Below are 25,596 nucleotides of genomic sequence, written 5' to 3'. Positions count from 1 at the left end.
CGACCAAGGTCTTGGGTGAACCTGAAGCGCCCCTGAATCCGACCTGTGAGAACCCAGTGGACCCGCGGGGTCGACAACGGCGTCTAGAACACCGACTCCGCCTCGTCCATACGGTCCTTCGGCACCGTCTTCAGCTCGGTGACCGCCTCCGCCAGCGGCACCATCACGATGTCCGTGCCTCGCAGGGCGGTCATCTTGCCGAACTCGCCCTGGTGCGCGGCCTCCACCGCGTGCCAGCCGAAGCGGGTGGCGAGGACACGGTCGTACGCGGTCGGGGAGCCGCCGCGCTGGACGTGGCCGAGGATGACCGGCTTGGCCTCCTTGCCGAGCCGCCGCTCCAGCTCGAACGCCAGGGCCGTACCGATGCCCTGGAAGCGCTCGTGGCCGAACTGGTCGATCTCGCCCTTGCCGTAGTCCATGGAGCCCTCGGCGGGGTGGGCGCCCTCGGCGACGCAGACGACGGCGAACTTCTTGCCGCGGGCGAAGCGCTCCTCGACCATCTTGACCAGGTCGGCGGGGTCGAAGGGGCGCTCGGGCAGGCAGATGCCGTGGGCGCCGGCCGCCATGCCGGACTCGAGCGCGATCCAGCCCGCGTGCCTGCCCATGACCTCGACGACCATCACGCGCTGGTGGGACTCGGCGGTGGTCTTCAGCCGGTCCATGGCCTCGGTGGCCACCCCGACCGCCGTGTCGAAGCCGAAGGTCCGGTCCGTGGAGGAGATGTCGTTGTCGATCGTCTTCGGGACGCCCACGACGGGCAGGCCCGCGTCGCTCAGCATGCGCGCCGCCGTGAGGGTGCCCTCGCCGCCGATCGGGATCAGCGCGTCGATGCCGAAGTCACGGGCGATGTCGGGCGCGTTGTCGCAGGCCTCGCGGAGCCGGTCGCGCTCCAGCCGGGAGGAGCCGAGGATGGTGCCGCCGCGGGCGAGGATGCCGCTGACGGCGTCCAGGTCGAGGGTGCGGTAGTGGCCGTCGAGCAGACCCGCGTACCCGTCCTCGAAGCCGATCACCTCGTCGCCGTACTGCGCGACCGCTCGGTGCACGACCGACCGGATCACGGCGTTCAGGCCGGGGCAGTCGCCGCCTGCGGTGAGAACTCCGATACGCATCGTGCTGTGTCTCCTGCTCGCTGTTGATACCGGTGAGCCAGTCCGATTGTTTCACGTCGCTCAGGGTGAGGCCGTTCCCTCGAAGCTGACGGGCGCCTTATCCACCGGCAAGGGTATTGTCAAGAGGGTTCTGCTCACCCTGGTGGGCGATTTTCAGAGCCCCGAAACGTCCCCGTTGCCACGCACGAAGTTGCCACGCACGAACTTGCTACGGACGAAGCTGCTACAGACGAAGCTGCTACAGACGAAACGGAGAGCATGCGTGACGCGCAGCGTGTACGTGACCGGTATCGACCGCGGCGACGGCCGCCAGGTCGTCGAGCTGGGGGTCATGGAACTCCTGACCCGGCAGGTCGACCGGGTGGGCGTCTTCCGCCCCCTCGTCCACGACGGGCCGGACCGGCTGTTCGAGCTGCTGCGCTCCCGGTACCGCCTCTCCCAGGACCCGGCGACGGTCTACGGCATGGACTACCACGAGGCGTCCGCCCTCCAGGCCGAGCGGGGAGCGGACGAGCTGGTCTCCACCCTCGTCGACCGCTTCCATCTCGTCGCCCGGGACTACGACGTCGTCCTGGTCCTCGGCACCGACTACGCCGACACCCAGTTCCCGGACGAGCTGTCCCTCAACGCACGGCTGGCGAACGAGTTCGGCGCGTCCGTGATCCCGGTGGTCGGCGGCCGGGGGCAGACCACCGAGTCGGTCCTCGCCGAGACCCGCAACGCCTACCGCGCCTACGACGGCCTCGGCTGCGACGTCCTCGCCATGGTCACCAACCGGGTCGCCCGCGAGGACCGCGACCGGATCGCCGAGCGGCTCACCGACCGGCTGCCGGTGCCCTGCTACGTCGTGCCCGACGATCCCGCCCTCGCCGCGCCCACCGTGGCCCAGATCCGCCACGCCCTCGGCGCCAGGGTGCTGCTCGGCGACGACTCCGGGCTCGCCCGTGACGCGCTCGACTTCGTCTTCGGCGGCGCGATGCTGCCGAGCTTCCTGCCCGCGCTGACCCCGGGCTGCCTGGTCGTCACCCCGGGCGACCGCGCCGACCTGGTCGTCGGCGCGCTCGCCGCGCACAGCGCCGGCACCCCGCCGATAGCGGGCGTACTGCTCACGCTCGACGAGGTGCCCAGCGACGACGTCCTCACCCTCGCCGCCCGCCTCGCCCCCGGCACCCCGGTCCTCTCGGTGCCCGGCAACAGCTTCCCCACCGCCGCCGAACTCTTCGGCCTGGAGGGGAAGTTGAACGCGGCCACGCCGCGCAAGGCGGAGACCGCGCTCGGCCTGTTCGAGCGGTACGCCGACACCGGCGATCTACTGAAGCGGGTCAGCGCCCCCAGCAGTGACCGCGTCACGCCGATGATGTTCGAGCACAAGCTCCTGGAGCAGGCCCGCTCGGACCTGCGCCGGGTCGTCCTGCCGGAGGGCACCGAGCCCCGCGTCCTGCACGCCGCCGAGGTGCTGCTGCGCCGCGGCGTCTGCGACCTCACCCTCCTCGGCCCGGTCGACCAGATCCGCAAGAAGGCCGCCGACCTCGGTATCGACCTCGGCGACGCCCAGCTGATCGACCCGGCCACCAGCGGGCTGCGCGACGGCTTCGCCGAGAAGTACGCGGCCCTGCGCGCCCACAAGGGCGTGACGGTGGAGCTGGCGTACGACGTGGTCTCCGACGTGAACTACTTCGGCACGCTGATGGTGCAGGAGGGCCTCGCCGACGGCATGGTGTCGGGGTCCGTCCATTCCACGGCGGCGACGATCCGCCCCGCCTTCGAGATCATCAAGACCAAGCCGGACGCCGACATCGTCTCCTCCGTCTTCTTCATGTGCCTCGCCGACAAGGTGCTCGTCTACGGCGACTGCGCGGTCAATCCCGACCCGAACGCCGAGCAGCTCGCCGACATCGCCATCCAGTCCGCCGCCACCGCCGAGCAGTTCGGCGTGGAGCCGCGGATCGCGATGCTGTCGTACTCGACCGGTACGTCCGGCTCGGGCGCCGATGTCGACAAGGTGCGCGAGGCGACCGAGCTGGTACGGCTGCGGCGGCCCGATCTCAAGATCGAGGGGCCGATCCAGTACGACGCCGCCGTCGAGCCGACCGTCGCCCGCACCAAGCTGCCGGAGTCCGAAGTCGCCGGACAGGCCAGCGTGTTGATCTTCCCCGACCTCAACACCGGCAACAACACCTACAAGGCCGTGCAGCGTTCGGCCGGCGCGATCGCCGTCGGCCCCGTCCTCCAGGGGCTGCGCAAGCCGGTCAACGACCTGTCCCGCGGCGCCCTCGTCCAGGACATCGTCAACACCGTGGCCATCACCGCGATCCAGGCCCAGACCCCGAGCGAGAAGGCACCCCGGCTGTGAGCCCCACCCGCGTCCGCGTCCTCGTCCTCAACTCCGGCTCCTCGTCGGTGAAGTACCAGCTGCTCGACATGAGCGACGCCAGCCGGCTCGCGGTGGGCCTCGTCGAGCGCATCGGCGAGGAGACCTCGCGGCTCAAGCACACGCCGATGGGCGGCGGGGCCCGCGAGTGGACCGGCGCGATCGCCGATCACGAGGCGGCCCTGAAGGCCATGTCGGAGGAGCTGGCCAAGGACGGACTGGGCCTGGACTCGCCCGAGCTGGCCGCGATCGGCCACCGGGTCGTGCACGGCGGCAAGTTCTTCACCGAGCCGACCGTCATCGACGACGCCGTCCTCGCCGAGATCGAGCGGCTCATACCGGTCGCGCCACTGCACAACCCGGCCAACCTCACCGGCATCCGCACCGCACAGGCGCTGCGCCCCGACCTGCCCCAGGTCGCCGTCTTCGACACCGCGTTCCACACGACGATGCCGGAGTCGGCCGCGCGCTACGCGATCGACGTGAAGACCGCCGACGAGTACCGGATCCGCCGCTACGGCTTCCACGGGACCTCGCACGCGTACGTCTCCCGGGCGACCGCGGAGCTGCTGGGCAGGTCGCCGAAGGAGGTGAACGTCATCGTGCTGCACCTCGGAAACGGTGCGTCGGCTTCGGCGGTCAGGGGCGGTCGATGTGTCGACACCTCCATGGGGCTGACGCCACTGGAGGGGCTGGTCATGGGAACACGCTCCGGCGACATGGACCCTGCCGTCATCTTCCATTTGATGCGCGTTGGCGGAATGTCCACGGACGAGATCGACACTCTTCTCAACAAGAAGAGTGGTCTGATCGGTCTGTGCGGCGACAACGACATGCGGGAGATCCGCCGCCGGATCGACGAGGGTGACGAACAGGCGCGACTGGCCTTCGAGATCTACATTCACCGCCTGAAGAAGTACATCGGCGCCTATTACGCGGTACTCGGAAGGGTGGATGCGGTCGCGTTCACGGCGGGAGTCGGAGAAAACGCGAGCGCGGTGCGGGAGGCTGCCGTGGCAGGCCTGGAGGGACTGGGCCTGACGGTCGACGGCGAGCTGAACGCCGTACGGAGTGACGAGCCGCGGCTGATCTCGCCGGAGTCCGCGCGGGTTGCCGTCGCCGTGGTGCCGACCGATGAGGAACTGGAGATTGCGACACAGACGTACGCGCTCGTAAATGGTTCTCGGAATCTCACCTGAGCGGCATCCCGCCCTTTTGTACTTTCCGCCAGACGGAATATTCCGCAGCGAAACAAACCGATAGGATCGCCCCCATGCGCCGTTCGAAAATCGTCTGTACTCTCGGCCCCGCGGTCGACTCCCACGAACAGCTCGTGTCGCTGATCGACGCCGGCATGAATGTGGCCCGTTTCAACTTCAGCCACGGCACGCACGCCGAGCACCAGGGGCGGTACGACCGTGTCCGCGCCGCCTCCAAGGAGACCGGCCGCGCCATCGGCGTCCTCGCCGACCTACAGGGCCCCAAGATCCGCCTGGAGACCTTCGCCGAAGGCCCCGTCGAGCTGGAGCGCGGTGACGAGTTCGTCATCACCACCGAGGACGTCCCGGGCGACAAGCAGATCTGCGGGACGACCTACAAGGGCCTGCCCGGTGACGTCTCCCGCGGCGACCAGATCCTGATCAACGACGGCAACGTCGAGCTGAAGGTCCTGGACGTCGAGGGCCCCCGCGTCAGGACGATCGTCATCGAGGGCGGTGTCGTCTCCGACCACAAGGGCATCAACCTGCCCGGCACGGCCGTCAACGTCCCGGCCCTGTCCGAGAAGGACATCGAGGACCTCCGGTTCGCCCTCCGAATGGGCTGCGACATGGTCGCCCTGTCCTTCGTGCGGGACGCCAAGGACGTCGACGACGTCCACCGGGTGATGGACGAGGAGGGCCGCCGGGTCCCCGTCATCGCCAAGGTGGAGAAGCCGCAGGCGGTGGAGAACATGGAGGGCGTCGTGATGGCCTTCGACGCCGTCATGGTGGCCCGCGGTGACCTGGCCGTCGAGTACCCGCTCGAGAAGGTCCCCATGGTGCAGAAGCGCCTCATCGAGCTGTGCCGACGCAACGCCAAGCCGGTGATCGTGGCGACCCAGATGATGGAGTCGATGATCACCAACTCCCGCCCGACCCGCGCCGAGGCCTCCGACGTGGCCAACGCGATCCTGGACGGCGCGGACGCGGTGATGCTGTCGGCCGAATCCTCGGTCGGCGCCTACCCGATCGAGACCGTCAAGACGATGTCGAAGATCGTCGTCGCGGCCGAGCAGGAGCTGATGTCGAAGGGCCTCCAGCCCCTCGTCCCCGGCAAGAAGCCGCGCACCCAGGGCGGTTCGGTCGCCCGCGCCGCCTGCGAGATCGCCGACTTCCTCGGCGGCAAGGGCCTGATCGCCTTCACCCAGTCCGGCGACACCGCCCGCCGCCTGAGCCGCTACCGGGCCTCCCAGCCGATCCTCGCCTTCACGACGGACGAGTCCACCCGCAACCAGCTCACCCTCAGCTGGGGCGTCGAGTCCCACGTCGTCCCCTTCGTCAACAGCACCGACGAAATGGTCGACCTGGTCGACGGCGAAGTCCTCAAGCTCGGCCGCTTCAACGCCGGCGACACCCTCATCATCACGGCGGGGTCGCCTCCTGGGGTGCCGGGGACGACGAACATGGTGCGGGTGCACCACCTCGGTGGCGTCGACGGCAAGTAAGCCGTGTGTAGAGGCTGTTCTACGACACCGAGGGCGCCCCCTTTGGCAGGGGCGCCCTCGGCCGTATTCGACGGAACTACGGCAGGTCGCCGACCAGCCGCTCCCACTCCTGGAACTCATCCCAACGGGGGTGATCCGCGAGGAACGGGGCGAGCGGCCGTACCGGAGCGAGCAGCCGCCGGATCATCCGGAGCGCCATGATCTGCTCGCGGTCCAGCTCCCGCCAGTGCGGGGCAGACCAGGCGGCCTCCCGCGGGGACAGGGGCATGGCAGTCAGCGCGCGTTCCAGCACGGCCTCCGGATCGAGCAGGGCGACACCCGCGCGCGGCCCCACCCGCTCCAGCAGCCAGGACCGCAGGCGCAGATCCCGCAGCAGCCACTCATTCCGCTGAGGTCCGGTCGCCCGCTCGGCGCCCGCAAGCAGCGCCATCCACGCCTGCCCGACCGCGCGCCACCGTTCGTCGCTCAGCCCGGTCGGATCGTCCTGGAGCCGGGCGGCGAACTGCTGGGCCGCGGCGATCCACTGACTCGGGTCCCCGCCGGCCGGACCCACCTGCGGCGCCGACCAGCGCCGCACATGGCCGTCCAGGTCGAGCCGGTCAAGGCCGTCGAAGCACCCGGTCACCCGAACATCACCCCGGCCGCCTCGAACATCTCCCTGCCGAGCTGTTCCGCTCCGCCGCTGACAGCCCAGAACGGGTCGCCCGACTTGAAGAAGTGACCGCTGTGGGCGTTGATCTCCAGTCCGAAGTACTGGCCGCCGCCGCCCGCGATCTGTGCCTCACCGGCGGCCCGCACCGCGGCACCGCCGCTCAGCACGGGGTGCGAGAGTTCCTGCCCCTGCACAATCTTCGGCATGATCACCAGCTGTCCGTCCTCCAGCACGGCCCACTTGATCGGCTCGCCGTCCATGTCGATGTATCTCTCCCAGTCCGCCGAACCAGGCTTCGCCGGACGGACGCCCATCCGCTCGGCTAGGGCGAGTTCCCGTTCGAGGGTGGCCGCCATGTTGTTCGGCCAGATCCGACAGGCATTGTGCACCAGCACCTTCGACGTACCGACGAAGTAGGTGTGGTCGCCCTCAACCTCGAAGTTGAACACCTGGACCGGGCCCCGCTTCTTGGTCACCGATTCGACCCGCGCGCCCTCGCCGTCCAGGGTGGTCAGCCGGTCGCCGGGGCGCAGCGCCTCGGCACCCGTCCAGCCCTTGCCCCATACCCAGAAAGGATGCTCGGTGGTGGCCCTGAGTGTCTCCGCGCCGATGTCGACGGAGACCAGAGCGTCGGCGGTGCGCTGCATCACCCCGGCCACCGTGCGCAGCCGGCGCTCGCCCGTCTCCGGGTCCTGCGCCCAGACCCGGTCGCCGGCCCGGATCTCCTCGATCCACTTGGTGCCGTGTTCGGTGGCGACCTTCGTACCGGCAGGGAAGCACATGGAGTTCAGGGCCTGCCGACCGAGGCTCTCCAGTCTGGCCGCCGCGGACGCGGACAATCCCGAGCCGCGCAGGCCCCAGATGGCACGGCCGATCCCGGCCCCGCCGCGCATAGCCGTCCGGACCGCGAACGCCGCCTCCGCCGCCTTCATCAGCAGGCTCGGCAGGATGATGCTGCCCGCCAGCCACGCGCAGCTGCTCAGCTTGCCCTTCCAGCAGCCGACGATGTCGGCGACTGCGCCGGTGGCGATGGCCTTGAGGACGGACGCGGTGAGCTGGAGGCCGTCGACGTGGACGTTGTCCTCGCGGAAGGTGACGTCCAGGGGCGAGCTGGTGAGGTAGTCGCGCTGGAGGGCACTGCCGCACTTCGAGCGGTCCACACCGGGCAGTGGGCAGGACTCGATGTAGAAGTCCATCTCGCCGTAGATGTGGAACTCAAGGTCGATCTCGCAGCCGATGTTGCTGCCGCTGCCGGTGCCCACGCAGTCGCTCAGCGGGTTGATGTCGACCTTCGTGTCGCCGCTGGGCTTCATCACGACACCGTCCATGCCGGTGCCGCCGCCGTCGGCGGTGCGTTCCTGCTCCTTACGGTCCTCGAAGTCGACCTGTTGGGTGCGGATGGCAGCCTCGGCGGCCTCGACGGCGAGGTTGCGCGCGTTGGCTGCGGCGGCCTCGGCGACGGTCGCGTCCGCTTCCGCCTTGTCGGCGACGGACCGCGCGGTGGAGGCGTCGGCCTCGGCCGCGTCGGCCGCGCTGCGGGCACTGGCCGCGTCCCGCTCGGCCTCGTCGGCGGAGGCGTCGGCCTGGGTGGCGTAGCCGTCGGCCGCGGTGGCCGCCGTCTGCGCGGCAGCAGCGTCCTCGATGGCCTGCCGGTTGTACTCGACGGTGTTGGCTTCGGACTTCTTCGCCGCCTTGGCGGACGCGGCCGCCGCGTCGGAGGAGGCCTGCGCAGCCGCCGCGGACTCGCTGGCCTGCGCGGCCCACTCCGCCGCGTTCGCCGCCGCCTCGGCAGCCGCCTTCGCGTCGGCGTCCGCCCTGGCCGCGAGCGCCTTGGCCTCGACGGCCGCCTTCTTGGCCTGCGCCGCCTTGGCGTTGGCGACCGCGACCTGCTGCTGGGCGGCCGTCTTCGACGCCTGCCCGGTCAGGACCGCGAGGCCCGCCGATGCATCGGTCTCTGCATACGGGGAGCCCAGCTCGATGGCGTCGTTGGCCGGCTTGACGACCTGCGCCGCCGAGTCCCGGGCGGCCGCGGCGGCTTGGCCGGTGGCGTAGGCGTGCCCGGCGGTGCGGATCGCGTCGGCACCGGCGAGGGTGGCCTCGGAACGGGCGACGACGGCGTCGCCGCGCGCCTTGTCGGCGGCCTTTCGCGCAGTCTCGGCCTCGGCCTTCGCGGCGATGGCGTTCCACTTGGCGGCCTGGGACGCGGCGATCGCGTCGGCGGCGGCCGAGTGAGCCTTCTTCACCGCGGCCCCGGTGATCGCGACATCGCGTTGCGCGGCGTCCGCGGCGGCCTGGGCACGCTTGGCTGCGCCCTGTGCCCTGGTGGCCGCCTCGCGGGCATTGGTGGCCGCTTCGGTGGCCTCGTTCGCCGCCTGGCGGGCCGCCGTGGCCGCGGCAGTGGCGTCGTCGGCCGCTGAACGGGCCTTGGTGGCGGCCTGCCGGGCCTCGATGGCAGCAGCGGTGCCGTCCACAGCGGCGACCAGCGCCTCCGCGGCCTCCGCCTTGGCGACCAGGGTGTCCCGGCGGTCCTCGGCAGCGAGGGCACCGTTGCGGGAGTTCCTCGCCCGGGTCTCGGCGGCGAGCGCGGCGTCCTTCTTCTGGGCTGCCGTCGTGCCCGCCGCCTGCGCATCGGACAGCTTGCCGGCCGCGACCTGCCGCTGGGTCTGGGCGCGGCCCTCGGCATCGTGCGCCTTCTGCCGCTCGGCCGCGGCGAGGTCCGCCTGCGACTTGGCGTAGTCCCGCTCGGCCTCAGCCTTCTGCCGCCTGGCCTTGGCGTCGGCCGCCGCGTTCTTGGCGGTCTGCTCGGCTGCCTTCGCCTTGTTCTCCGCGACCTTGGCCTCGGCGGCGTGCTTGGCCGCCTCCTGGGCCTGGGCGGCGGCGCCCTCGGCGGCGGCCTTGGCCTGGGCCTCGGCCTCCTGGGCGGCGATGCGCCGGAACTCGGCCTTCGCGGCGTGGGCCTGTGTGGTGGCGAGGGAGTTGAGTGTCTTGCTGTCGGCGGCCGAGGCGCGAGTGGCGTTGAACGCCGTCTCTGTAGCCTTCGCCGCCGCCTGCGCGGCTGCCGCGGACGCCTTGGTCACCTGCGCGGCCTGCTGCGCGTACATCAGACCCCGGCCGCGCGGCAGTCCCGCCGTGTCGGCGATGGCGTACGCCTCGGTCTGGGCCTTGCCTACATTCGTCGCCTGAGTTTTTGCGGACAACGCAGCACGGGAGGCCACGAAGAGGCGGCCCGAGGCTCGGCCCTGGGCGTTCGCGATCCACTTCTTGACTTCGGCGAACTCGGCTGCGGTCGGGTAGAAGTTGGGGTGATCGTCTGGCTTCTGCTTGGTCCAGTACGCCTGCCATTCGGTCAGCCGGCTCGCGATCAGCGACTGCGCGAGGGCCTCACCGAGCGCCTGGGAGGCCGTCGCCAGATCGGCGTTGGCCTGCTTCTCGGCTCGGATGATGGTGTCCCGCTGGGTCTTCTGGCCCGCGAGTTCGTTCTGCCATTCGGTGGCCGCCACGGCCAGTTCCGTGCCCAACACGTCATGCGGGTCCTGCGGGTTGGTGAACGCGCAGGACGCGAACCGCGCCTTGAGGTTCTCGACGTCGATCCGGAACTCCATTGAGTCCGGGTCGGGCGCGGTGGTCGGGAACCCGCCGTACTGGAGGAAGAGGCGCGCGTCGTCGGCGTAGAGGTCATGCATGAACTGCATGGACTCCCATGCCTGGCGGTCCTCGTAGTCCGCATGGTCGTCCTCGTCATAACGAGCCTTGTAGACGGCCGTGGCAGCGTCGACCGACTCCTTGCTCGCCAGGGGATGGGGATCGGTGTAGAGGTCGTCCTCAGCCTTCCAGAACTGGGCGGCGACCCAGCCGCTCAGCTTGATGGCGCGGAAGGGATTGACGTCGTCTTCCACCCACTGGAAGCCTGTGACCGTGTAGCCCGGCGGTGTGGTCATGGACGGAACCGAGAGGGACTCCTGCCATACGTACGGGCGGCCGGCCAGCTCATCCATCTTGGCGTCGGCCGCCGACCGGTCCGTCCCGAACGCCTCGGAGAGCGGCGTGTCGGTCCAGTAGTCCGGGTTGGCAGCCGTGTGCAGCTGCTCCTCCGTGCCGATGAGCCCAGCCCTTGCGACTTCCTTGGACGCCGGTCCGCCCTTGCGCAGAGCGCTGTTGAGGAGACACTGCTCCTCTCGGATCCGTGCGGCGCCTGCGAGGTCGAAGGGCGTCGTGCTGGTGGGCTCGTCGGCGACGGTCGCGGTCTGTTGCTGAGGGGGACTGGGGAGTTGACCGCCGGTCACGGCGATCGCGGTGGCGGTGGCCCAGGCGGTGGCGGTCATGAACCGCGACCATCTGCCCTTGGCCCGGATGATGGTCCGGCGTCTGCGCGCGTCTGTACGCATCGGGAATTGTCAGCCGTTCTGCTGAGAGATGAAGACGATGGGGGCTTGCGGGACCGGGACCGCTCAGAAGAGCAGGTTGTACGCGGTCCAACCGCTGGTGCCGATCTGCGTACGGGCGCCGAAGGGAGCCGTCGCGCTGCCGGTGCCCTTGAACAGCCACAGCGCGCCCGCGCTGTCCACTCCGAGCAGATCGGGCTTACCGTCGCCGTCGTTGTCGCCCACGGAGACGAGCGCGGTGTAGTCCTTCCACGCGAGACCGGTGTTGGCGGGGACCGTGTAGCGCGTGTTGGCGAACACCGCCTCAGCCGTGGCGGTGCCGCTGCCGGGGTAGACGTACAGGACGCCGGCAGTGGAACGGGCGATGACGTCGGCTTTGCCGTCGCCGGTGTAGTCACCGCGACCGGTGACCTCGTCCATGCCGTTCCAACCGGAGGTGCGCACCGCCACCCTGGCGGCCAGCGTGCCGTCGGCCTTGCCCTGGTAGAGCCAGAGCGCCCCGCCCGTGTCGCGGGCGAGCAGGTCTGGGTGAGCCGTGCCGCCCATGTTGCCTACGGAGGCGAGCAGGGTGTACTTGTCCCAGCCTGTGCCGAGCACCTTGGTGTCGTTGCCGCGCTCGGCCGTGTAGTAGAGCGTGCCGTCAAGGACGACGTACAGGTCGGTGCCAGTCTGATTGTTCGAGATGTTGGCCTGCGCGAGCAGAGTCGAGCCGGAATAGCCACCGCCCAGGTCGAACTTGGCGGCGAACCCGCCCGTGCCCTTGGGCTCGTGGTCGTAGAGCCGGCCATCCTTGTTCCGCCCGATGAGCGGGAAGAGGCCGGTGCCGTTTGCTGCCGCCTCCTGGATCAGCGGCGCCTGGTCGGTGCGCGCCGCCTGGGTGGAGTCCGGTTGGGCGGGCGAGATTGGTGCGAACTTCGCTGTCGTCACCGCGAGTACGGCGGCCACGGCGAGTGCGCCGGTGACCGCAGCCGCCCGGCACAGCGGACGGCGGAGAAAGGTGAACATGGCGTGTGAGGTCCCCCCTCGTGGTCGTCGACGAGGGAAGTCGCAGACGCGCACGACGAGGGCAACGCGCGTGGTCGCGGTTACCCGGCACCTCCCCCGCGCCGTGGCTGGTCATGCTCACGGCAAGCGCACCCTATGTGGAGGATGTGAAAGTTGTAAACACTTTTCAAAGGTCTCACGCGGCACTGTGGCCCGGTCCCCGCGCATTGCGGGGACCGGGCCACAGCTCTGTGCGCGGCTCCCGGAGAGGATTGAGAGGGTGGCGCTCAGTCCTGCCAGCTGTGCAGCCCCGGCACGGTCAGGTCGCCGCCGAACTGGCCTGCCTGTACGACCTTCACGTTGGTGAAGTAGATCAGCGGGATGTTCAGCGGCGGCGGGCTCTCAGGGCTGAACGTGATCGGGACCAGACCGAACAGGTTCCCGGAGATGGACTCCGTGTACATGATCGTGTCGCCGTTGCGGATCGTGGACGTCGTGCCCTCGCCCGCCTGGACGTGGTACGTCTTACCGGACAGCTTGTCCTTGACCGTCTGGTGCAGGTCGCCGATGTCGGTGCCGTCGGAGATGACGTACTTCAGCACCTTCTTCTTGGTGCCGTTGGCGGTCTTCACCTCGACCACGCCCTGGTAGTCCGCGCCCTTCAGCAGCAGCGAACTGGCGTCCAGGTACCAGGGGTCGTCCGGCAGCGGCATCGCGTTGTCGACGCCGCCCTCCTCGTCGGTGGCGACCGGGCAGTCGTCGGCGTTCGTCGTGGAACTCGCGGACGGGCTCGGAGTCGCCGACTCGGTGGCCTCTTCTGCTGCCTTCGCCGCCTCTTCGACTGCCTTCTGAGTGTCCTCGGCCGACTTCGACGCCGTGTCGGTCGTGTCCTTCACGGTCTTCTCGACCGTCTCAGTGACCTTGTCGGTGGTCTCCTTGACGGCGTCGCCCGACGAGGCCGTCGCGCTCTCGGAGGCGGAGACCGACGGGGAGGCGGACGGCGTGGGGCTCGCGCTCGCCGACGCGGTTTCACCGCCGGTGAAGATCCCCGATATCGCGTCGCCGATGTCCTCCAGCAGGCCGCCACCGCTCTCGGACGGCGAGGGAGTCGCCGTGGCGGTGTCGTCGCCGGACTCCGAGCCACCGGACCCGGTCGCCGTGGCGGACGGCGTCGGCTCGGCACCGTCGTCGGAACCTGAATCCGACGAAGAGTCCTTGCCGTCCGAGGAGTTGCCCTGCGTGGCGTCCGAGGCATCCCCGGTCGAGGACTCCGACGGAGACGGCTCCGCCTCCTCGGCGGACTCGCTCGCCGAGGCCGACGGCGACGGGCTGGCACTGGCCGAAGCCTTGTCCTCCAGCGCCGCGACACAGTCCTTGTACTCGTCGGCCTTCTGGCTGTTCGACAACGGCTGGTCGTCGGCGAGCGCCAGCTTCGGCGTGAACCCCATCCCCATGAGGACCGCCGTCGGCATCGCCGCGAGAGCTATCGCCTTGCCGGCAGGCACGTGGAACCTGGTGAACAGCGGCTTCTTGGGTGCCGCGTGGCGCGGCCCGGTTCTCACACGGGACTCGTCCACATCAGCCCCGTGGGTCACCTCGTCAGCCGGCACTGTGCCTCCCGTTCGCCCCGTTCGCCGGGCTCGTTCCTGACAGGTCGTTCGGCCCACCCATCCCGTCCACCACAGGCTTGAGGATCGTGGTGTCCGGGTCCATGGCCATGGGCGCGTCGCCGCCTCCCGGGGTGCCCTCCGTCGGCTCCGCCTCGGGCGGCACGCCCGGCGCCCACGACACGGCCATCGCGCCGCCCAGGAGGGCGAACAGGAAGCCGACGACGAAGCCGCCGAAGTTGGACACAGGGAGGGACACCAGCGCCAGCAGGATCGCCGCGACACCCGCGAAGGTACGGATGTGCTTCTGGAACCAGAGGCTGACGCCCAGTACGACGAGCAGCACACCGATGATCAGCGAACCGGCGCCCGCCGTCGTGGACATGGCCAGCGTCAGATGACCGAGCTGGAGGTGCGCATACGGGAAGTACATGATCGGAAAGCCGCCGAGCAGGACGAACAGGCCGGCCCAGAACGGGCGATTGCCCCGCCAGGCGCGGAACTGCAACCTCCGGCGAGTGAACTGACCGGACGCGGCAGGAGTCTCGGCGCTCATGGAAAACAGCTCCCTGGTGCGGCGTTTCTGTGGTGATGACTTGTGGTGCTCGTGAAGGCCTGGCCTTCAGAGAGGACGGGCGGGGGCGCCTTGCAGCTCCCCCGCCCGTCACCGAGTGCCTAGTAGCACGGGTTGGATCCCTTGGACAGCTTCATGCTGAGTCCGGGAAGCGTGAACGTGCCGGCAGTGGTCGCCCACGCCGTCTGCTTCACGCCATACAGCTCCACCTTGTCCGCCTGCTGGGCAAAGCCGTTGGGGTTGGCCTGCTCGTCGCCACCCTTCATGCCGGGGCCCTTGGACGCCTTACCGGCTGCCACACCGATGTCGATGCCGTGGAACACGGCCTTCGTGGAACCGAGGTCCTCGACGTCGATGAACAGGTTCGAGGCTGAGACCTGCTTGTCCTCGTCCCCGCTGTTACCCGCCGTCAGCCTCAGGGTGACGTTCCCGAGCAGCGGGATCGGCGTGATCACCGACTGGCACATGTTCTGGATGCGGGCATCCGAGAACGCCGACACCGCAACCGGGTGGTGTTCCGTCGACTTACCGTCGAGGCTCTTACCCGTGTCAATCGCGCCGTACTGCGTGAACCCCGTACCTTCCAGGTAGTCCGCGCTGACCTTGAACGACTGACCCGACACACTGAACGAAGCGGCGAGAGCACCCTGCGCGAGGGCGACACCTATTGCAGCCGTGGCGGCGACGCTGGGCACCATCACCACAGCGAACCGCTTCCATCTCGTCCCGCCACGCACCTGGGACTCCATATTTCCTCCTTCTCGGACGTACATCTCCGGCCCTGACTGCCGCTGTCGACTCGACGGCTCAGTCGGGCAGGGATGGGAGAAGTGCTACGTCCTCGGGAAGGGGAGCGCCCGCGCCCGGAAGCGCGAAACGCGCCTCGATCACCGGCGATCACCCCCGAGCGACAACCACTGGTCGCGCCTGACACGCATCACGCACAACCTTGCTGGACAGGCTTCGCCGGTAGGCGAAGACCCCCCTGCCCAAGAGCCGGCGCCACTGCCGCCGGCTCTACTCGGTGGGGACCCTGGACTCCCGTCGACCCAACCGGCTGTCGGGGTACGGGAATGGACCGAGCGTCGCCGATCGTGGTGCATTCTCGCCGCCCGCACAAGGGGGTTCGTTACTGGCTAGTAACGGCCGGATAACCGAACAACGACCCTCGGGTCTCGGGTGGCAACGCTGGGTGGCAACCAGGGGGTGGACAAAGCTGTTGATCGCTGGACAGATTCCGACAGATCAACGCGTCCGACTTACTCGGAGTAACAGCGGCCGCGATTACCAAGATTTGGTAAAGCGCGGCCGCACTGGCACCCCATCGGCAAATCTTTCACTCGGGCATCACATGCCCCAGCGTTTAGCGACTGGTCAGAACCGGGCCCTCTCCCCGATCAGAACAGGGCGCGCGCCAGCGCCCTGCGCGCCGCGACGACGCGCGGGTCGTCGGCGCCGACCACCTCGAAGAGTTCGAGCAGCCGCACCCGTACGGCCTCCCGGTTGTCGCCCGCCGTGCGCTGCACGGTCTCGATGAGCCGCCCGAACGCGTCCTCGACATGCCCGCCCACCAGATCCAGGTCGGCGGCGACGATCTGCGCCTCGACATCACCGGGCTTCTCGGCGGCGTCCTTGCGCACCTGCGCCGGGTCGAGACCCTGCACCCGCTGGAGCAACTGGGCCTGGGCGAGACCGAGTTTGGCCTCCATGTTGCCCGGGTCGTCGCTCAGCACGTTCTTGTACGCCTGGACGGCACCGCCGAAGTCCCCCGCGTCCAGGGCGTGCACGGCGGCTTCGAGCAGTGCGTCGTACGGTCCCGTCGGCTCCGTGGGCGCCTCCTGGACGGCGCCGGGCTCGGCCTCGGGGTCGACGGTCAGACCGGTGAGCCCGAAGCGCTGCTCGGCGACCTGGACGAGCTGATCGAGCGTCTGTCGGATCTGCGCCTCGCCGGCGGCCCCCTGGAAGAGCGGCAGCGCCTGTCCGGCGACGACCGCGAACACGGCGGGAATCCCCTGGATCCCGAACTGCTGCATCAGCATCTGATTGGCGTCGACGTCGATCTTGGCAAGGACGAAGCGTCCGTTGTACTCGACGGCGAGCCGCTCCAGGACCGGGCTCAACTGCTTACAGGGCTCACACCACTCGGCCCAGAAGTCGATGACGACCGGCACCTCGGTGGACCGCTGGAGTACATCGCTCTCAAATCCGGCCTCGTCGACATCGATGACGAGGTCGGCCGGCGAGACGCCCCCTCCCCCGCCGCCCTGCCGGGCCGCTTCGGCGCGCGCCTGCTCCGCCTTCGCCTTGGCCTCCTGGGCCGCCTTCACCGCGGCGAGGTCGACGACTCCGCTCATGGACATGTTCCGTGGCTGCATGCGTCTATCCTCCCCCGTTCTCGCGCGTGTGTGAAAAGCGTTGTGAAAGCCGGTCGTGCGGTGTTCGTCTCGGCGCCGGGTCCCCACCCCACACCAGCGGTTTCGCTACGACCCGTAGCGTAATGGCACCGGGCGCCTCCGGGACACCACCCCCCGGTGATCTCCCTCACGGCCCCACAGGAACCGCCGGTTATGGTCATGGGATGCAGAGCCGCACTTCCGCCCCACGCCTCACAGGACGCCCCCGCAGCGCCGCAGCGGACAAAGCGATCCTCGCGGCCACGCGGGAGGCCCTGGTGGAGCTGGGCTGGTCGAAGCTCACACTGGGAGACGTGGCAACGCGGGCCGGGGTTGCAAAGACGACGCTCTATCGCCGCTGGGCGGGCAAGAACGAACTCGTGGTCGACGCGGTCGCCGAACTCTTCGATGAACTCGAACTCCCCGACCGCGGCAGCCTCGCGGCCGACATCGAGGGCGTGGTGCTGCAATTCGCCACGATCCTGGACCGCCCGGAGGCGAGGAGCGGACTCATGGCGGTGGTCGCCGAGTCCACGAGGGACGACGCCCTGCGCGAACGCATCCGCACCTCCATCGTCGACCGCCAGAAGCGATTGGTCCTGGAGGGCCGCGCACGGGCTCAGACCCGCGGCGAGCTGCCGACGGAGTCCAGCCCCGAAGAAGCGGCCCGCACAGTGGACCTGATCTTCGACGTGGTGGCAGGAGCGGTCGTGCACCGCTGTCTGGTGAGCGCGGAGCCGGCTGACGAGGAGTGGGTGCGGAGCTTCACCCGCGTCCTCCTTCTGGGGCTGGCATCAGCCGACGAGGCCCAGAAGGAGGTCCAGAAGGAGGTCTGGAAGGAGAAGGGGGTCTAGAAGCCCGCCGGCTCCGTATACGTCCCCCACTCATCCCGCAGCACCCCGCAGATCTCCCCCAGCGTCGCCTCCGCGCGCACCGCGTCCAGCATCGGCTCGATCATGTTCGCGCCGTTGCGGGCGGCCGCGATCATCGTGTCCAGGGCGGTGCGCACCGCGGTGTCGTCCCGGGCGGACTTGCGGCCGCCCAGCGCGCGGACCTGCTCCCGCTCAACCTCGTGGCTGACGCGCAGGATCTCCAGGTCGCCGGTGACCGATCCGTGGTGGACGTTCACGCCGACGACCCTCTTGTCGCCCTTCTCCAGGGACTTCTGGTACTGGAAGGCGGACTCCGCGATCTCCCCGGTGAACCAGCCGTCCTCGATTCCGCGCAGGATTCCGGAGGTGATCGGCCCGATCGGGTGCCGTCCGTCGGGGTGGGCCCTGAGGCCTCGCTCCTTGATCTGGTCGAAGATCTTCTCCGCGTCGGCCTCGATCCGGTCGGTGAGCTGCTCGACGTACCACGAACCGCCCAGCGGGTCCGCGACGTTGGCGACGCCGGTCTCCTCCATGAGTACCTGCTGCGTGCGCAGGGCGATCTCAGCGGCCTGCTCGGAGGGGAGCGCGAGGGTCTCGTCCAGGGCGTTGGTGTGGAGGGAGTTCGTGCCGCCCAGTACCGCCGCCAGCGCCTCCACGGCCGTACGCACGACGTTGTTGTACGGCTGTTGGGCCGTCAGGGAGACGCCGGCGGTCTGGGTGTGGAAGCGGAGCCACTGGGCCTTCTCGGACTGCGCGCCGTACACGTCCCGCATCCAGCGGGCCCAGATCCGGCGTGCGGCGCGGAACTTGGCGATCTCCTCGAAGAAATCGACATGGGCGTCGAAGAAGAAGGACAGGCCGGGGGCGAAGACATCCACGTCCAGGCCGCGGGACAGGCCCAGTTCCACGTAGCCGAAGCCGTCCGCGAGCGTGTACGCCAACTCCTGCGCGGCCGTCGATCCGGCCTCGCGGATGTGGTAGCCGGAGACGGACAGCGGCTTGTAGGCGGGGATGCCGGACGCGCAGTACTCCATGAGGTCGCCGATGAGGCGGAGGTGCGGCTCGGGCTGGAAGAGCCACTCCTTCTGGGCGATGTACTCCTTGAAGATGTCCGTCTGGAGCGTGCCGTTGAGGACGGAGGGGTCGATGCCCTGCCGTTCGGCCGCCACCAGGTACATGCAGAAGACCGGGACGGCCGGGCCGCTGATGGTCATCGAGGTCGTGACGTCACCCAGCGGGATGTCCTGGAACAGGACCTCCATGTCCGCCGCCGAGTCGATCGCCACCCCGCAGTGCCCGACCTCACCGAGCGAGCGCGGGTCGTCGGAGTCGCGGCCCATGAGCGTCGGCATGTCGAAGGCCACGGACAGGCCCCCACCGCCGTTGGCCAGGATCATCTTGTAGCGCTCGTTCGTCTGCTCGGCGTTCCCGAAGCCGGCGAACTGCCTGATGGTCCAGGTCCGGCCGCGGTAGCCGGTCGGGTAGAGGCCGCGGGTGAAGGGGTACTCGCCGGGCCAGCCGATCCGCTCGAAGCCCTCGTACGTGTCCCCGGGCCGGGGCCCGTACGCCGGCTCCACGGGGTCTCCGGAGAGCGTGGTGAAGTCCGCGTCGCGCTTGCGCGAAGCGTCGTAGCGAGCCTGCCAGCGACGGCGGCCTTCCTCGATGGCGTCAGCGTCCATACCATCAATTTACTAGGACGTCCTAGTAAATGTCGATGGTTTAGTAGGACGTCCTAGTAATAGGTGAGCGAAACACCACCGCACGAACATGTTCGTACGGTGGTGGCGGTTAAGCCTTCACAGGCGCGGGCGACCCGTCCGCGACCTTGGCCTCGAGCTCGTGCGAGATCTTCCGCTCCACGAAGAAGGCGGCCGTCGGAACGGTCCCCGCGAGCAGCACCCACAGCTGCTTGCCGACCGGCCACTTCGCCTTGGAACCCAGGTCGAAGGCGAAGACCAGGTAGAGGACGTACAGCCAGCCGTGCGCGATGGCGACCACACGCGTGAAGTCGGCGGCGCCGTCGACGTCGAGGCCGTACTTGGCGATCATGCTGAGGCACAGCAGGACGAGCAGCACACCGGTGACGTAGGCCAGGACGCGGTAGCGGGTCAGCACGCTCTTTTTCATGCCGTCGAGCGTAACCGCCCGTTCCGGGCGATCTTCCCGCGGGTCGGCCCTCGCCGAAGCGGGTCAGTCCTCGTCGAAGTCGGACGCGGCCACCCGCAGCGGCCGCAGCATCGCGAAGATCTCGGCGCACTCCTCGGCGTCGTACACCCCGAGTCCGAAGTCCATCGCCATCAGGTCACGGGTGGCGGCCTCGACGACCTCGCGGCCCTTGCCGGTGATGGTGGCGAGGGTGCCGCGCCCGTCGTTCGGATTGGGCCGCCGTTCCACCAGGCCCGACTTCACCAGCCGGTCCACGGTGTTCGTCACGGAGGTCGGGTGCACCATGAGCCGCTCGCCGATCTTGGACATCGGCAGCTCGCCGGCCTTGGAGAAGGTGAGCAGCACCAGCGCCTCGTAGCGCGCGAACGTCAGCTCGTACGGCTTGACCACCGCGTCGACCTCGGCGAGCAGGATCTGCTGTGCGCGCATGATCGAGGTGATCGCGGCCATCGACGGTACGTTTCCCCAGCGCTGCTTCCAGTGTTCGTCGGCGCGGGCGATGGGGTCGAAGGGAAGGCTGAGCGGCTTCGGCACGCACCAGACCTTACCGGCCGGTCATATGGCGGTCAGCCCCGTCTCGCCCTTCGGTCCGCCGGGCTTCCCGGCATTGCGATGCCGGTCGAACACTGTCCGCTATGCAACGATTGCTTATGAGTTGTCACTGAACGTCACCTTCGCCCTAGGGAGCAGCATGTCCCGGCTGATCCACGCCCTCGCGGCCCTCGCGGTGCTCGGGCTCGCGGCAGGCTGTACGTCCGCGCCCGACATCGACGAGGCCTCCGTCGCCGGCGCCGCCTCCGGGAGGGCGGACCTCGGCTCCGCCTCGCCGTTCTGGGTCGACCCGGAGAGCCCCGCCGCCCAGCAGATCGAGTCATGGCAGGAGGAGGGCCGTACCGAGGACGCCGAACTGCTCAAGCGCATCGCCGAGCGGCCCGCCGCGCTGTGGCCGGCCGGAGAGACCGACCCGACCGTGCCGGTCACCGAGGCCGCCACGGCCGCGCTCCGGGAAGGGCGGACGGCGGTGTTCGCGGCGTACAACATCCCGCACCGGGACTGCGGGCAGCACTCGGCGGGCGGGGCCGCGGACGCGGACACCTACCGTGCGTGGATCGGGAAGTTCGCGGCCGCGCTGGGCAAGGCCAAGGCCGTGGTCGTCCTGGAGCCCGACGCGGTCGCGCACATCGTGGACGGCTGCACGCCCGGCATCCACCACGGCGAGCGCGAGACGCTGCTGGGCGAGGCGATCGACCGGCTGAAGCGGCAGCCGAACACGAAGGTGTACCTGGACGCCGGGAACCCGGCCTGGATCAAGGAACCCCAGAGGCTGGCCGTGCTGGTCCAGCGCCTGTACCGGGCGGGCGTCGCACGCGCCGACGGCTTCGCCCTCAACGTCTCCAACTTCCAGACCGACGAGGTCACCAAGGAGTACGGGCTCCGGCTCTCCGAGGACCTCGACGGCAAGCACTTCGTCATCGACACCAGCCGCAACGGCAACGGACCGCTGCCCGGCGCCTGGTGCAACCCACCGGACCGGGCCCTGGGCACCCCTCCCACCTTCGACACCGGCGAGCCCGCCCTGGACGCCTATCTGTGGGTCAAGCGGCCCGGTGAGTCGGACGGGACGTGCGAGGGAGGACCGAACGCCGGGCAGTGGTGGCCGGAGTACGCGCTGGAGTTGGCACGCAACGCCAAGGAGTAGGCGGCCGGCTCACGGCTGCCCGACCTGGATCCACTTCGCCTCCGACGACGTGCCCTGCGCGTCCGTCACGAACAGCATGTACCAGCCGGGCGGGACCAGGGTCGGGTCGTTCGGTATGTCGACGGTGACCGAGTTGCCCTTCTTGGTGAGGCCCAGTGCGATCGAGCGCTGTTCCACGTCCGTGGTGTGCGTGACCGCGCTCGGGCGCATCAGACGGGCCGTGGTGATGCGTTCGGGGTGGGCGGTGGTGAAGGTCGCGCGGCGGTCGCCGTCGAGTCGCCGCGGTCCGTCGCCGAGGACGGGACGGTTCTTGCCGTTCTTGTGCAGGGTGGGCGGCGTGAAGATCTCCATACGCTGCTCGAAGTGGCCCAGCTTGGTGTTCTGCTGGTCGTCGAAGAGCGGGTCGGAGCCGAAGGTGGCGACCCGGCCGTCGGGCAGCAGCAGCGCCTCGGAGTGGTAGTTGCGGCCGACCATCGGCGATGCGGCCTCGCGGAAGACGTTGCCCTTCGGGTCGTAGAACTGCGCCTTGAGGATGTTGCTGGCGCTGCGGCCCCGGTAGTCCTCGGAGCCGTTCGAGGTGAAGACGGTGTCGTCGGGCATGATCACGCTGTTCAGATAGCGGGTGCCCTGGGGGAGGTCGGGGCCGTCCTCGAAGACGGGGTTGTCCTTCTTGAGGTCCACCACGGCCGTGCGCGGGGTCGACTTCTTGGACTCGCCGACGCCTCCGCCGCCGAGGAGCATGATCTTCTGGTCCTGGGCGGGCGGCAGGAGGAGCGAGGACGACGTCTCGGTCTCGTCGGCGTCGCGCAGGCCCGGGACGTACTGGAAGGTGTTGGTCTTCAGATCCCACAGGCCCGGCTCGCGGCCCCTGTCGGCGGGGCCGTAACCGGCGTTCGAGGCCGGGTAGAAGAGCTTGCCGCCCTTGGTGAGGAACAGGGCGGGGTACGTCGGGAAGTACCGCTTGGGGCCCGGTGACCACTTCTTGGTCCTCGGGTCGTAGATCTCGTTGTCACCGGGGTCGATCTTGCCGAGGTCGTCCAGGCCCGAGACCGCGAGGACCCGGCCGTCCTCCAGGCCGACGAGGGTCGGGTACCAGCGGGCCTTGTCCATCGGGTCGACCGTGATGTACCGCTCGGCCTTCGGATCGAACTCGTAGGCGGCGCGGATGCCCTGGAAGTCCTGCTTGTCGAAGCTGATCCGCTCCGAGAGACCGTATGTGTTGTTCGCGTCCTTGCCGGTGAGGCCGACGATCTCGTACTGGGCCTGGTTCTCGGTGATCGACAGCGGGCCCTTCTCGGCGGCCTCCACGAAGACACGGACCTCGCTCGCGGTGACACTGGTCCGTGCCGTGCGGCCGTCGGTGACCGCCTTGGCCTTCGGGACCGTGACGTCGAACCGGGAGACGTACTCGACTCCGGCGGGCGAGCGGAAGACGGTGCCCTTCTTCAGGAACACCGCCTTGTTCGGGCTCTCGTTCTTCACGCGCATACCGCCGGCGGCGCGGTCGACCTCGCCGTCGAGGAGTTCGTAGCGGGCGGTTCCGCCGGCCACCAGCAGGCGGCCGTCGGGGAGTTGGGCGTGACCGGCGCAGAAGAAGTCGTCGGGGGTGGGGATCTTCTTGAAGGTGTTCGCCTTCGGGTCCCAGAGGACGGTGTCGAACGAGCCCTTGTTGAACTTCCGTTGTTCGTTGCCCGAGCCCGCGACGATCAGCACCTTGCCGGTGTGCAGAAGCGCCGCGTGGATGGCATTGGTGCGGTACTCCTCGGGAATGTCGATCTGGGTCCAACTGCCGTACCGGGCTTGGTACGAGGGCTGCGCGATCTTGTACGCGTGGTACTGATCGCCCGCGAAGTCCAGCGCGGCCGGGGCGTTGAGGCCGAGCAGGACGACGATGCCGCCGATGCCGAAGACGGTCTTCTTGGTCTTCTGAGAGGGGCTGTAGGCCATGGCCTAGTTACCTCCTGTCGTGGAGCTGGAGACCGTGGTGCCCGCGCTGTTGCCGGCGAGAGCGGGTTCGGCGCTGTCGCCTCTGCGCGGGGGTGCGTGCAGTACGTGGAGGGGCGGCCGTTCCCTGCGCTCCTTCAGCAGGGTCGAGCACCATACGGCCACCGGGGCGAGGGAGATCGCCATGGCCAGGAACGCCCAAGTGCGCATCGCCGCATGGGTGTTGTCGAGGAGCGCCGACGCGGCGAGGGAGGTCGCCAGGACGGCCGCCCAGAAGAGGTGGATACGGAACGTCAGCAGACGGTCGGGGCTGGCGTCGTCGCCCTTCGGTGTCACGACGAACCGGCTCGGGCGGCGCAGAAGTGCCTCGCCGAACGACTTGAGGTAGATGGGGGCCGACAGGGCCGACATCGCCATGCCCGCCAGGCCGCCGGAGCCCTGCGGTTCGTGCGGGGACACGTTGTGGCGCCTGTTCCAGAGGTAGAGGCCTATCTGGAGCGCGGCCGCGTCGCTGTAGAGCATCAGCCAGACCGAGGCGGCCACTTGGGTTCCGGACGCGCCGAACCAGAGGAAGAGTATGCAGCTGAGGATGCCGAGGAACCAGTTGACCGCCGTCATCGGGTAGTAGACCAGCATGAGCGTGTACGAGAGGAAGCGGCCCGGGGGCATCTTGCCGGGGGCCCTCCAGTACTGCTTGATCAGCGTCTCGTAGGTGCCGCGCGACCAGCGCATCTGCTGGGTGAAGAAGTCGGTCCAGGAGGCCGGGCCCTCGCCGACGGCGAGCACGTCCGGGGTGTAGACGCTGCGCCAGTGGTTCCGGGTTCCGGGGTTGCGGGTGCGGTGGAGTTCGAAGCCGGTGGCCATGTCCTCGGTGATCGAGTCGTAGAGGCCGCCTATTTGTTTTACGGCCGAGATCCGTACGACGTTGTTCGTCCCTACGAACATGGGGGCCCGGTAGCGGTTGCCCGCGCGCTGTATCAGCGCGTGGAACAGGAACTGCTGGGACTCGGCCGCTTTGGTGACGGGGTTGTGGTAGTTCCCGTACACCTGGGGGCCTACGACGAAGGCGACGTCCGGGTCGCGGAAGTAACCCATCATCCGCTCCAGGAAGTTGGGGAGCGGGACGTGGTCGGTGTCGACGGAGGCGAAGAAGTCGTACTCGTCGCCGTGCATCGCGATCCAGGCGTTGTAGTTGCCGTGCTTGGTGCGGGCCTTGTGGACGCCTTCGGGTCTGTTCCACTCGGGGACGCCTCGGCGGGTGAAGTGGTGTACGCCGAGTTCGGCGCAGAGGGCCTTCGCCTGGTCGTCGTCGCCCTCGTCGAGGAGCCAGATGTCCCGCGGGCCGGTGTGGTGGATGCGGGTCGCGCCTTCGAGGGTGGCGCGGACCATGTCGAGGGGTTCCTTGCCCGGGACGTATGTGGTGAGGAAGGCGACGCGGGTGCCGGGTTCGGGGACCACCGGGACGGGATCGCGGGCGACCATCGTGGCGTGGGCCACGGAAGCGACGTTGACGACCATGAAGAGCTCGATGAGCCCGATGCATATCAGCATGGTGACGTCGAGAACGGTCAGCCATTCGTCGGCGCCCTCGCGTTCCACCCAGTGGCTGGGCCAGACGAGGTAGACGAGGAGGACGCCGGTGAATATCGGCGCGAGGGTCATGAGCAGGATCGCGCGTATTCGGTGCGGTTCGCATGCGAGGAGCGATGTGTACTGCACCCGGTACGCCTTGTCCGACGGTTCCGTGAGCGGTCCCGCCAGTCGGCTGTGGGTGTCGTAGTCGTAGCCCTCCGGCTGCCGCACAGCGTCCTCCAGTTGTGTGGGGTGATCGAACGAGTCGATACCCATACAAAAGTGGAGATTTGGGGGCGTGTCGAACTGGGTGCGTCCAGGTGGGTGCCGGGTGCGGTGACGCCTGCCGGCGGGGAGCTCGGGGCTGTCGGTGTGGTGCCGGGTGCCTCCCGGCGGGGAGCTCGGGTGGGTGGGGGTGCTCGTGGCGCTGTGCGGGTGGTGGGGGGTCGGGGGCGCGGGCGGGGGGGGGGGGGGGCCGGCCCCCCCCCCCCCGCCCCCGGGGGGGGGGGGGGGGGGGGGCCGCCCCCCCCCCCCGCGCCGCCCCCCCCCCCCCCCCCCCCCCCCCCC

Annotated in this window: 18 protein-coding genes; 5 read left to right on the top strand and 13 right to left on the bottom strand. The window is 69.2% G+C overall.

Annotated features, from left to right (window positions below; genetic code table 11):
- Window positions 1–83: 83 nt before the first annotated feature.
- A complete protein-coding gene (locus tag ACIHFB_RS29855) occupies window positions 84–1,109 on the bottom strand; it encodes an ATP-dependent 6-phosphofructokinase (RefSeq protein ID WP_365283622.1) in 1,026 nt (341 codons plus the stop codon).
- A gap of 262 nt (window positions 1,110–1,371) precedes the next feature.
- On the opposite strand from ACIHFB_RS29855, the gene pta reads away from it, so the two are divergent.
- From pta to pyk, 3 genes are all read left to right on the top strand, one after another.
- Complete coding sequence (pta, locus tag ACIHFB_RS29850) at window positions 1,372–3,462, top strand: phosphate acetyltransferase (protein WP_365283624.1); 2,091 nt, start codon at window positions 1,372–1,374, stop codon at window positions 3,460–3,462.
- Window positions 3,459–4,679, top strand: coding sequence for an acetate kinase (locus tag ACIHFB_RS29845; protein WP_400128601.1), 1,221 nt, complete (start codon window positions 3,459–3,461; stop codon window positions 4,677–4,679). Before pta ends, ACIHFB_RS29845 begins: the two co-directional genes overlap by 4 nt.
- Window positions 4,680–4,753: 74 nt before the next feature.
- Complete coding sequence (gene pyk, locus ACIHFB_RS29840) at window positions 4,754–6,184, top strand: pyruvate kinase (RefSeq protein WP_400128600.1); 1,431 nt, start codon at window positions 4,754–4,756, stop codon at window positions 6,182–6,184.
- Between the two features lie 76 nt (window positions 6,185–6,260).
- Here pyk and ACIHFB_RS29835 read toward each other — a convergent pair whose 3' ends face one another.
- The 7 genes from ACIHFB_RS29835 to ACIHFB_RS29805 all read right to left on the bottom strand — a co-directional run bounded on the left by ACIHFB_RS29835 (window position 6,261) and on the right by ACIHFB_RS29805 (window position 16,758).
- Window positions 6,261–6,809, bottom strand: a complete 549-nt coding sequence (locus ACIHFB_RS29835) for a hypothetical protein (protein WP_400128599.1) — start codon at window positions 6,807–6,809, stop codon at window positions 6,261–6,263.
- Window positions 6,806–11,158: a polymorphic toxin-type HINT domain-containing protein gene (locus ACIHFB_RS29830; protein ID WP_400128598.1), complete on the bottom strand. Its 4,353-nt coding sequence runs from the start codon at window positions 11,156–11,158 to the stop codon at window positions 6,806–6,808. Before ACIHFB_RS29830 ends, ACIHFB_RS29835 begins: the two co-directional genes overlap by 4 nt.
- A 126-nt stretch (window positions 11,159–11,284) precedes the next feature.
- Window positions 11,285–12,223 (bottom strand): FG-GAP repeat domain-containing protein, encoded by a 939-nt coding sequence (locus ACIHFB_RS29825; RefSeq protein WP_400128597.1) that lies wholly within the window; start codon window positions 12,221–12,223, stop codon window positions 11,285–11,287.
- A gap of 266 nt (window positions 12,224–12,489) precedes the next feature.
- Window positions 12,490–13,812 carry a hypothetical protein gene (locus ACIHFB_RS29820; protein WP_400128596.1) on the bottom strand — a complete coding sequence of 441 codons (1,323 nt, stop codon included), beginning with the start codon at window positions 13,810–13,812 and terminating at the stop codon, window positions 12,490–12,492.
- The gene (locus ACIHFB_RS29815; RefSeq protein WP_365283634.1) at window positions 13,802–14,365 is read right to left on the bottom strand and encodes a DUF6114 domain-containing protein; all 564 of its coding nucleotides are present in this window, start codon (window positions 14,363–14,365) and stop codon (window positions 13,802–13,804) included. The genes ACIHFB_RS29820 and ACIHFB_RS29815 overlap by 11 nt, the downstream gene beginning before the upstream one ends.
- A gap of 119 nt (window positions 14,366–14,484) precedes the next feature.
- Complete coding sequence (locus ACIHFB_RS29810) at window positions 14,485–15,132, bottom strand: DUF6230 family protein (RefSeq protein ID WP_365283636.1); 648 nt, start codon at window positions 15,130–15,132, stop codon at window positions 14,485–14,487.
- Between the two features lie 648 nt (window positions 15,133–15,780).
- The gene (locus tag ACIHFB_RS29805) at window positions 15,781–16,758 is read right to left on the bottom strand and encodes a tetratricopeptide repeat protein (protein WP_365283638.1); all 978 of its coding nucleotides are present in this window, start codon (window positions 16,756–16,758) and stop codon (window positions 15,781–15,783) included.
- Window positions 16,759–16,961: 203 nt separating this feature from the next.
- On the opposite strand from ACIHFB_RS29805, the gene ACIHFB_RS29800 reads away from it, so the two are divergent.
- Window positions 16,962–17,630, top strand: coding sequence for a TetR/AcrR family transcriptional regulator (locus ACIHFB_RS29800; protein ID WP_400128595.1), 669 nt, complete (start codon window positions 16,962–16,964; stop codon window positions 17,628–17,630).
- Here the strand turns inward: ACIHFB_RS29800 and ACIHFB_RS29795 are convergent.
- The 3 genes from ACIHFB_RS29795 to ACIHFB_RS29785 form a co-directional block, all read right to left on the bottom strand.
- Window positions 17,627–19,327 (bottom strand): methylmalonyl-CoA mutase, encoded by a 1,701-nt coding sequence (locus tag ACIHFB_RS29795; RefSeq protein WP_400128594.1) that lies wholly within the window; start codon window positions 19,325–19,327, stop codon window positions 17,627–17,629. The genes ACIHFB_RS29800 and ACIHFB_RS29795 overlap by 4 nt on opposite strands.
- Window positions 19,328–19,436: 109 nt before the next feature.
- Window positions 19,437–19,775: a DUF3817 domain-containing protein gene (locus ACIHFB_RS29790; protein ID WP_365283645.1), complete on the bottom strand. Its 339-nt coding sequence runs from the start codon at window positions 19,773–19,775 to the stop codon at window positions 19,437–19,439.
- A gap of 63 nt (window positions 19,776–19,838) precedes the next feature.
- On the bottom strand, window positions 19,839–20,348 hold the full coding sequence (locus ACIHFB_RS29785) for a MarR family transcriptional regulator (protein ID WP_365283647.1): 510 nt from the start codon (window positions 20,346–20,348) through the stop codon (window positions 19,839–19,841).
- A gap of 157 nt (window positions 20,349–20,505) precedes the next feature.
- Between ACIHFB_RS29785 and ACIHFB_RS29780 the strand changes: the two genes are divergently transcribed.
- A complete protein-coding gene (locus tag ACIHFB_RS29780; protein ID WP_365283649.1) occupies window positions 20,506–21,513 on the top strand; it encodes a glycoside hydrolase family 6 protein in 1,008 nt (335 codons plus the stop codon).
- Between the two features lie 9 nt (window positions 21,514–21,522).
- On the opposite strand, the gene ACIHFB_RS29775 is transcribed toward ACIHFB_RS29780, so the two are convergent.
- Both ACIHFB_RS29775 and ACIHFB_RS29770 read right to left on the bottom strand, forming a co-directional pair.
- On the bottom strand, window positions 21,523–23,460 hold the full coding sequence (locus ACIHFB_RS29775) for a galactose oxidase-like domain-containing protein (RefSeq protein ID WP_400128593.1): 1,938 nt from the start codon (window positions 23,458–23,460) through the stop codon (window positions 21,523–21,525).
- A 3-nt stretch (window positions 23,461–23,463) separates the two neighbouring features.
- Entirely contained in the window at window positions 23,464–25,305 is a 1,842-nt protein-coding gene (locus tag ACIHFB_RS29770) for a glycosyltransferase family 2 protein (RefSeq protein ID WP_400128592.1), read from the bottom strand.
- Window positions 25,306–25,596: the final 291 nt, after the last annotated feature.

It is taken from the genome of Streptomyces sp. NPDC051963 (genome assembly GCF_044593495.1).
In the GTDB taxonomy this organism is placed as follows: Bacteria; Actinomycetota; Actinomycetes; order Streptomycetales; family Streptomycetaceae; genus Streptomyces.
The sequence above is the reverse complement of the archived record's forward strand: the minus strand, read 5'-3'. Positions and strand labels throughout refer to the sequence as shown.

What these genes read in the sequence shown, in the direction of transcription:
- ACIHFB_RS29825 (WP_400128597.1), bottom strand. Translation starts at nt 12,223, where the DNA reads ATGTTCACCTTTCTCCGCCGTCCGCTGTGCCGGGCGGCTGCGGTCACC.
- ACIHFB_RS29810 (WP_365283636.1), bottom strand. Translation starts at nt 15,132, where the DNA reads ATGGAGTCCCAGGTGCGTGGCGGGACGAGATGGAAGCGGTTCGCTGTG.
- ACIHFB_RS29790 (WP_365283645.1), bottom strand. Translation starts at nt 19,775, where the DNA reads ATGAAAAAGAGCGTGCTGACCCGCTACCGCGTCCTGGCCTACGTCACC.
- ACIHFB_RS29770 (WP_400128592.1), bottom strand. Translation starts at nt 25,305, where the DNA reads ATGGGTATCGACTCGTTCGATCACCCCACACAACTGGAGGACGCTGTG.
- ACIHFB_RS29795 (WP_400128594.1), bottom strand. Translation starts at nt 19,327, where the DNA reads ATGGACGCTGACGCCATCGAGGAAGGCCGCCGTCGCTGGCAGGCTCGC.
- ACIHFB_RS29800 (WP_400128595.1), top strand. Translation starts at nt 16,962, where the DNA reads ATGCAGAGCCGCACTTCCGCCCCACGCCTCACAGGACGCCCCCGCAGC.
- ACIHFB_RS29805 (WP_365283638.1), bottom strand. Translation starts at nt 16,758, where the DNA reads ATGCAGCCACGGAACATGTCCATGAGCGGAGTCGTCGACCTCGCCGCG.
- ACIHFB_RS29780 (WP_365283649.1), top strand. Translation starts at nt 20,506, where the DNA reads ATGTCCCGGCTGATCCACGCCCTCGCGGCCCTCGCGGTGCTCGGGCTC.
- pyk (WP_400128600.1), top strand. Translation starts at nt 4,754, where the DNA reads ATGCGCCGTTCGAAAATCGTCTGTACTCTCGGCCCCGCGGTCGACTCC.
- ACIHFB_RS29775 (WP_400128593.1), bottom strand. Translation starts at nt 23,460, where the DNA reads ATGGCCTACAGCCCCTCTCAGAAGACCAAGAAGACCGTCTTCGGCATC.
- ACIHFB_RS29855 (WP_365283622.1), bottom strand. Translation starts at nt 1,109, where the DNA reads ATGCGTATCGGAGTTCTCACCGCAGGCGGCGACTGCCCCGGCCTGAAC.
- ACIHFB_RS29830 (WP_400128598.1), bottom strand. Translation starts at nt 11,158, where the DNA reads ATGACCGCCACCGCCTGGGCCACCGCCACCGCGATCGCCGTGACCGGC.
- ACIHFB_RS29815 (WP_365283634.1), bottom strand. Translation starts at nt 14,365, where the DNA reads ATGAGCGCCGAGACTCCTGCCGCGTCCGGTCAGTTCACTCGCCGGAGG.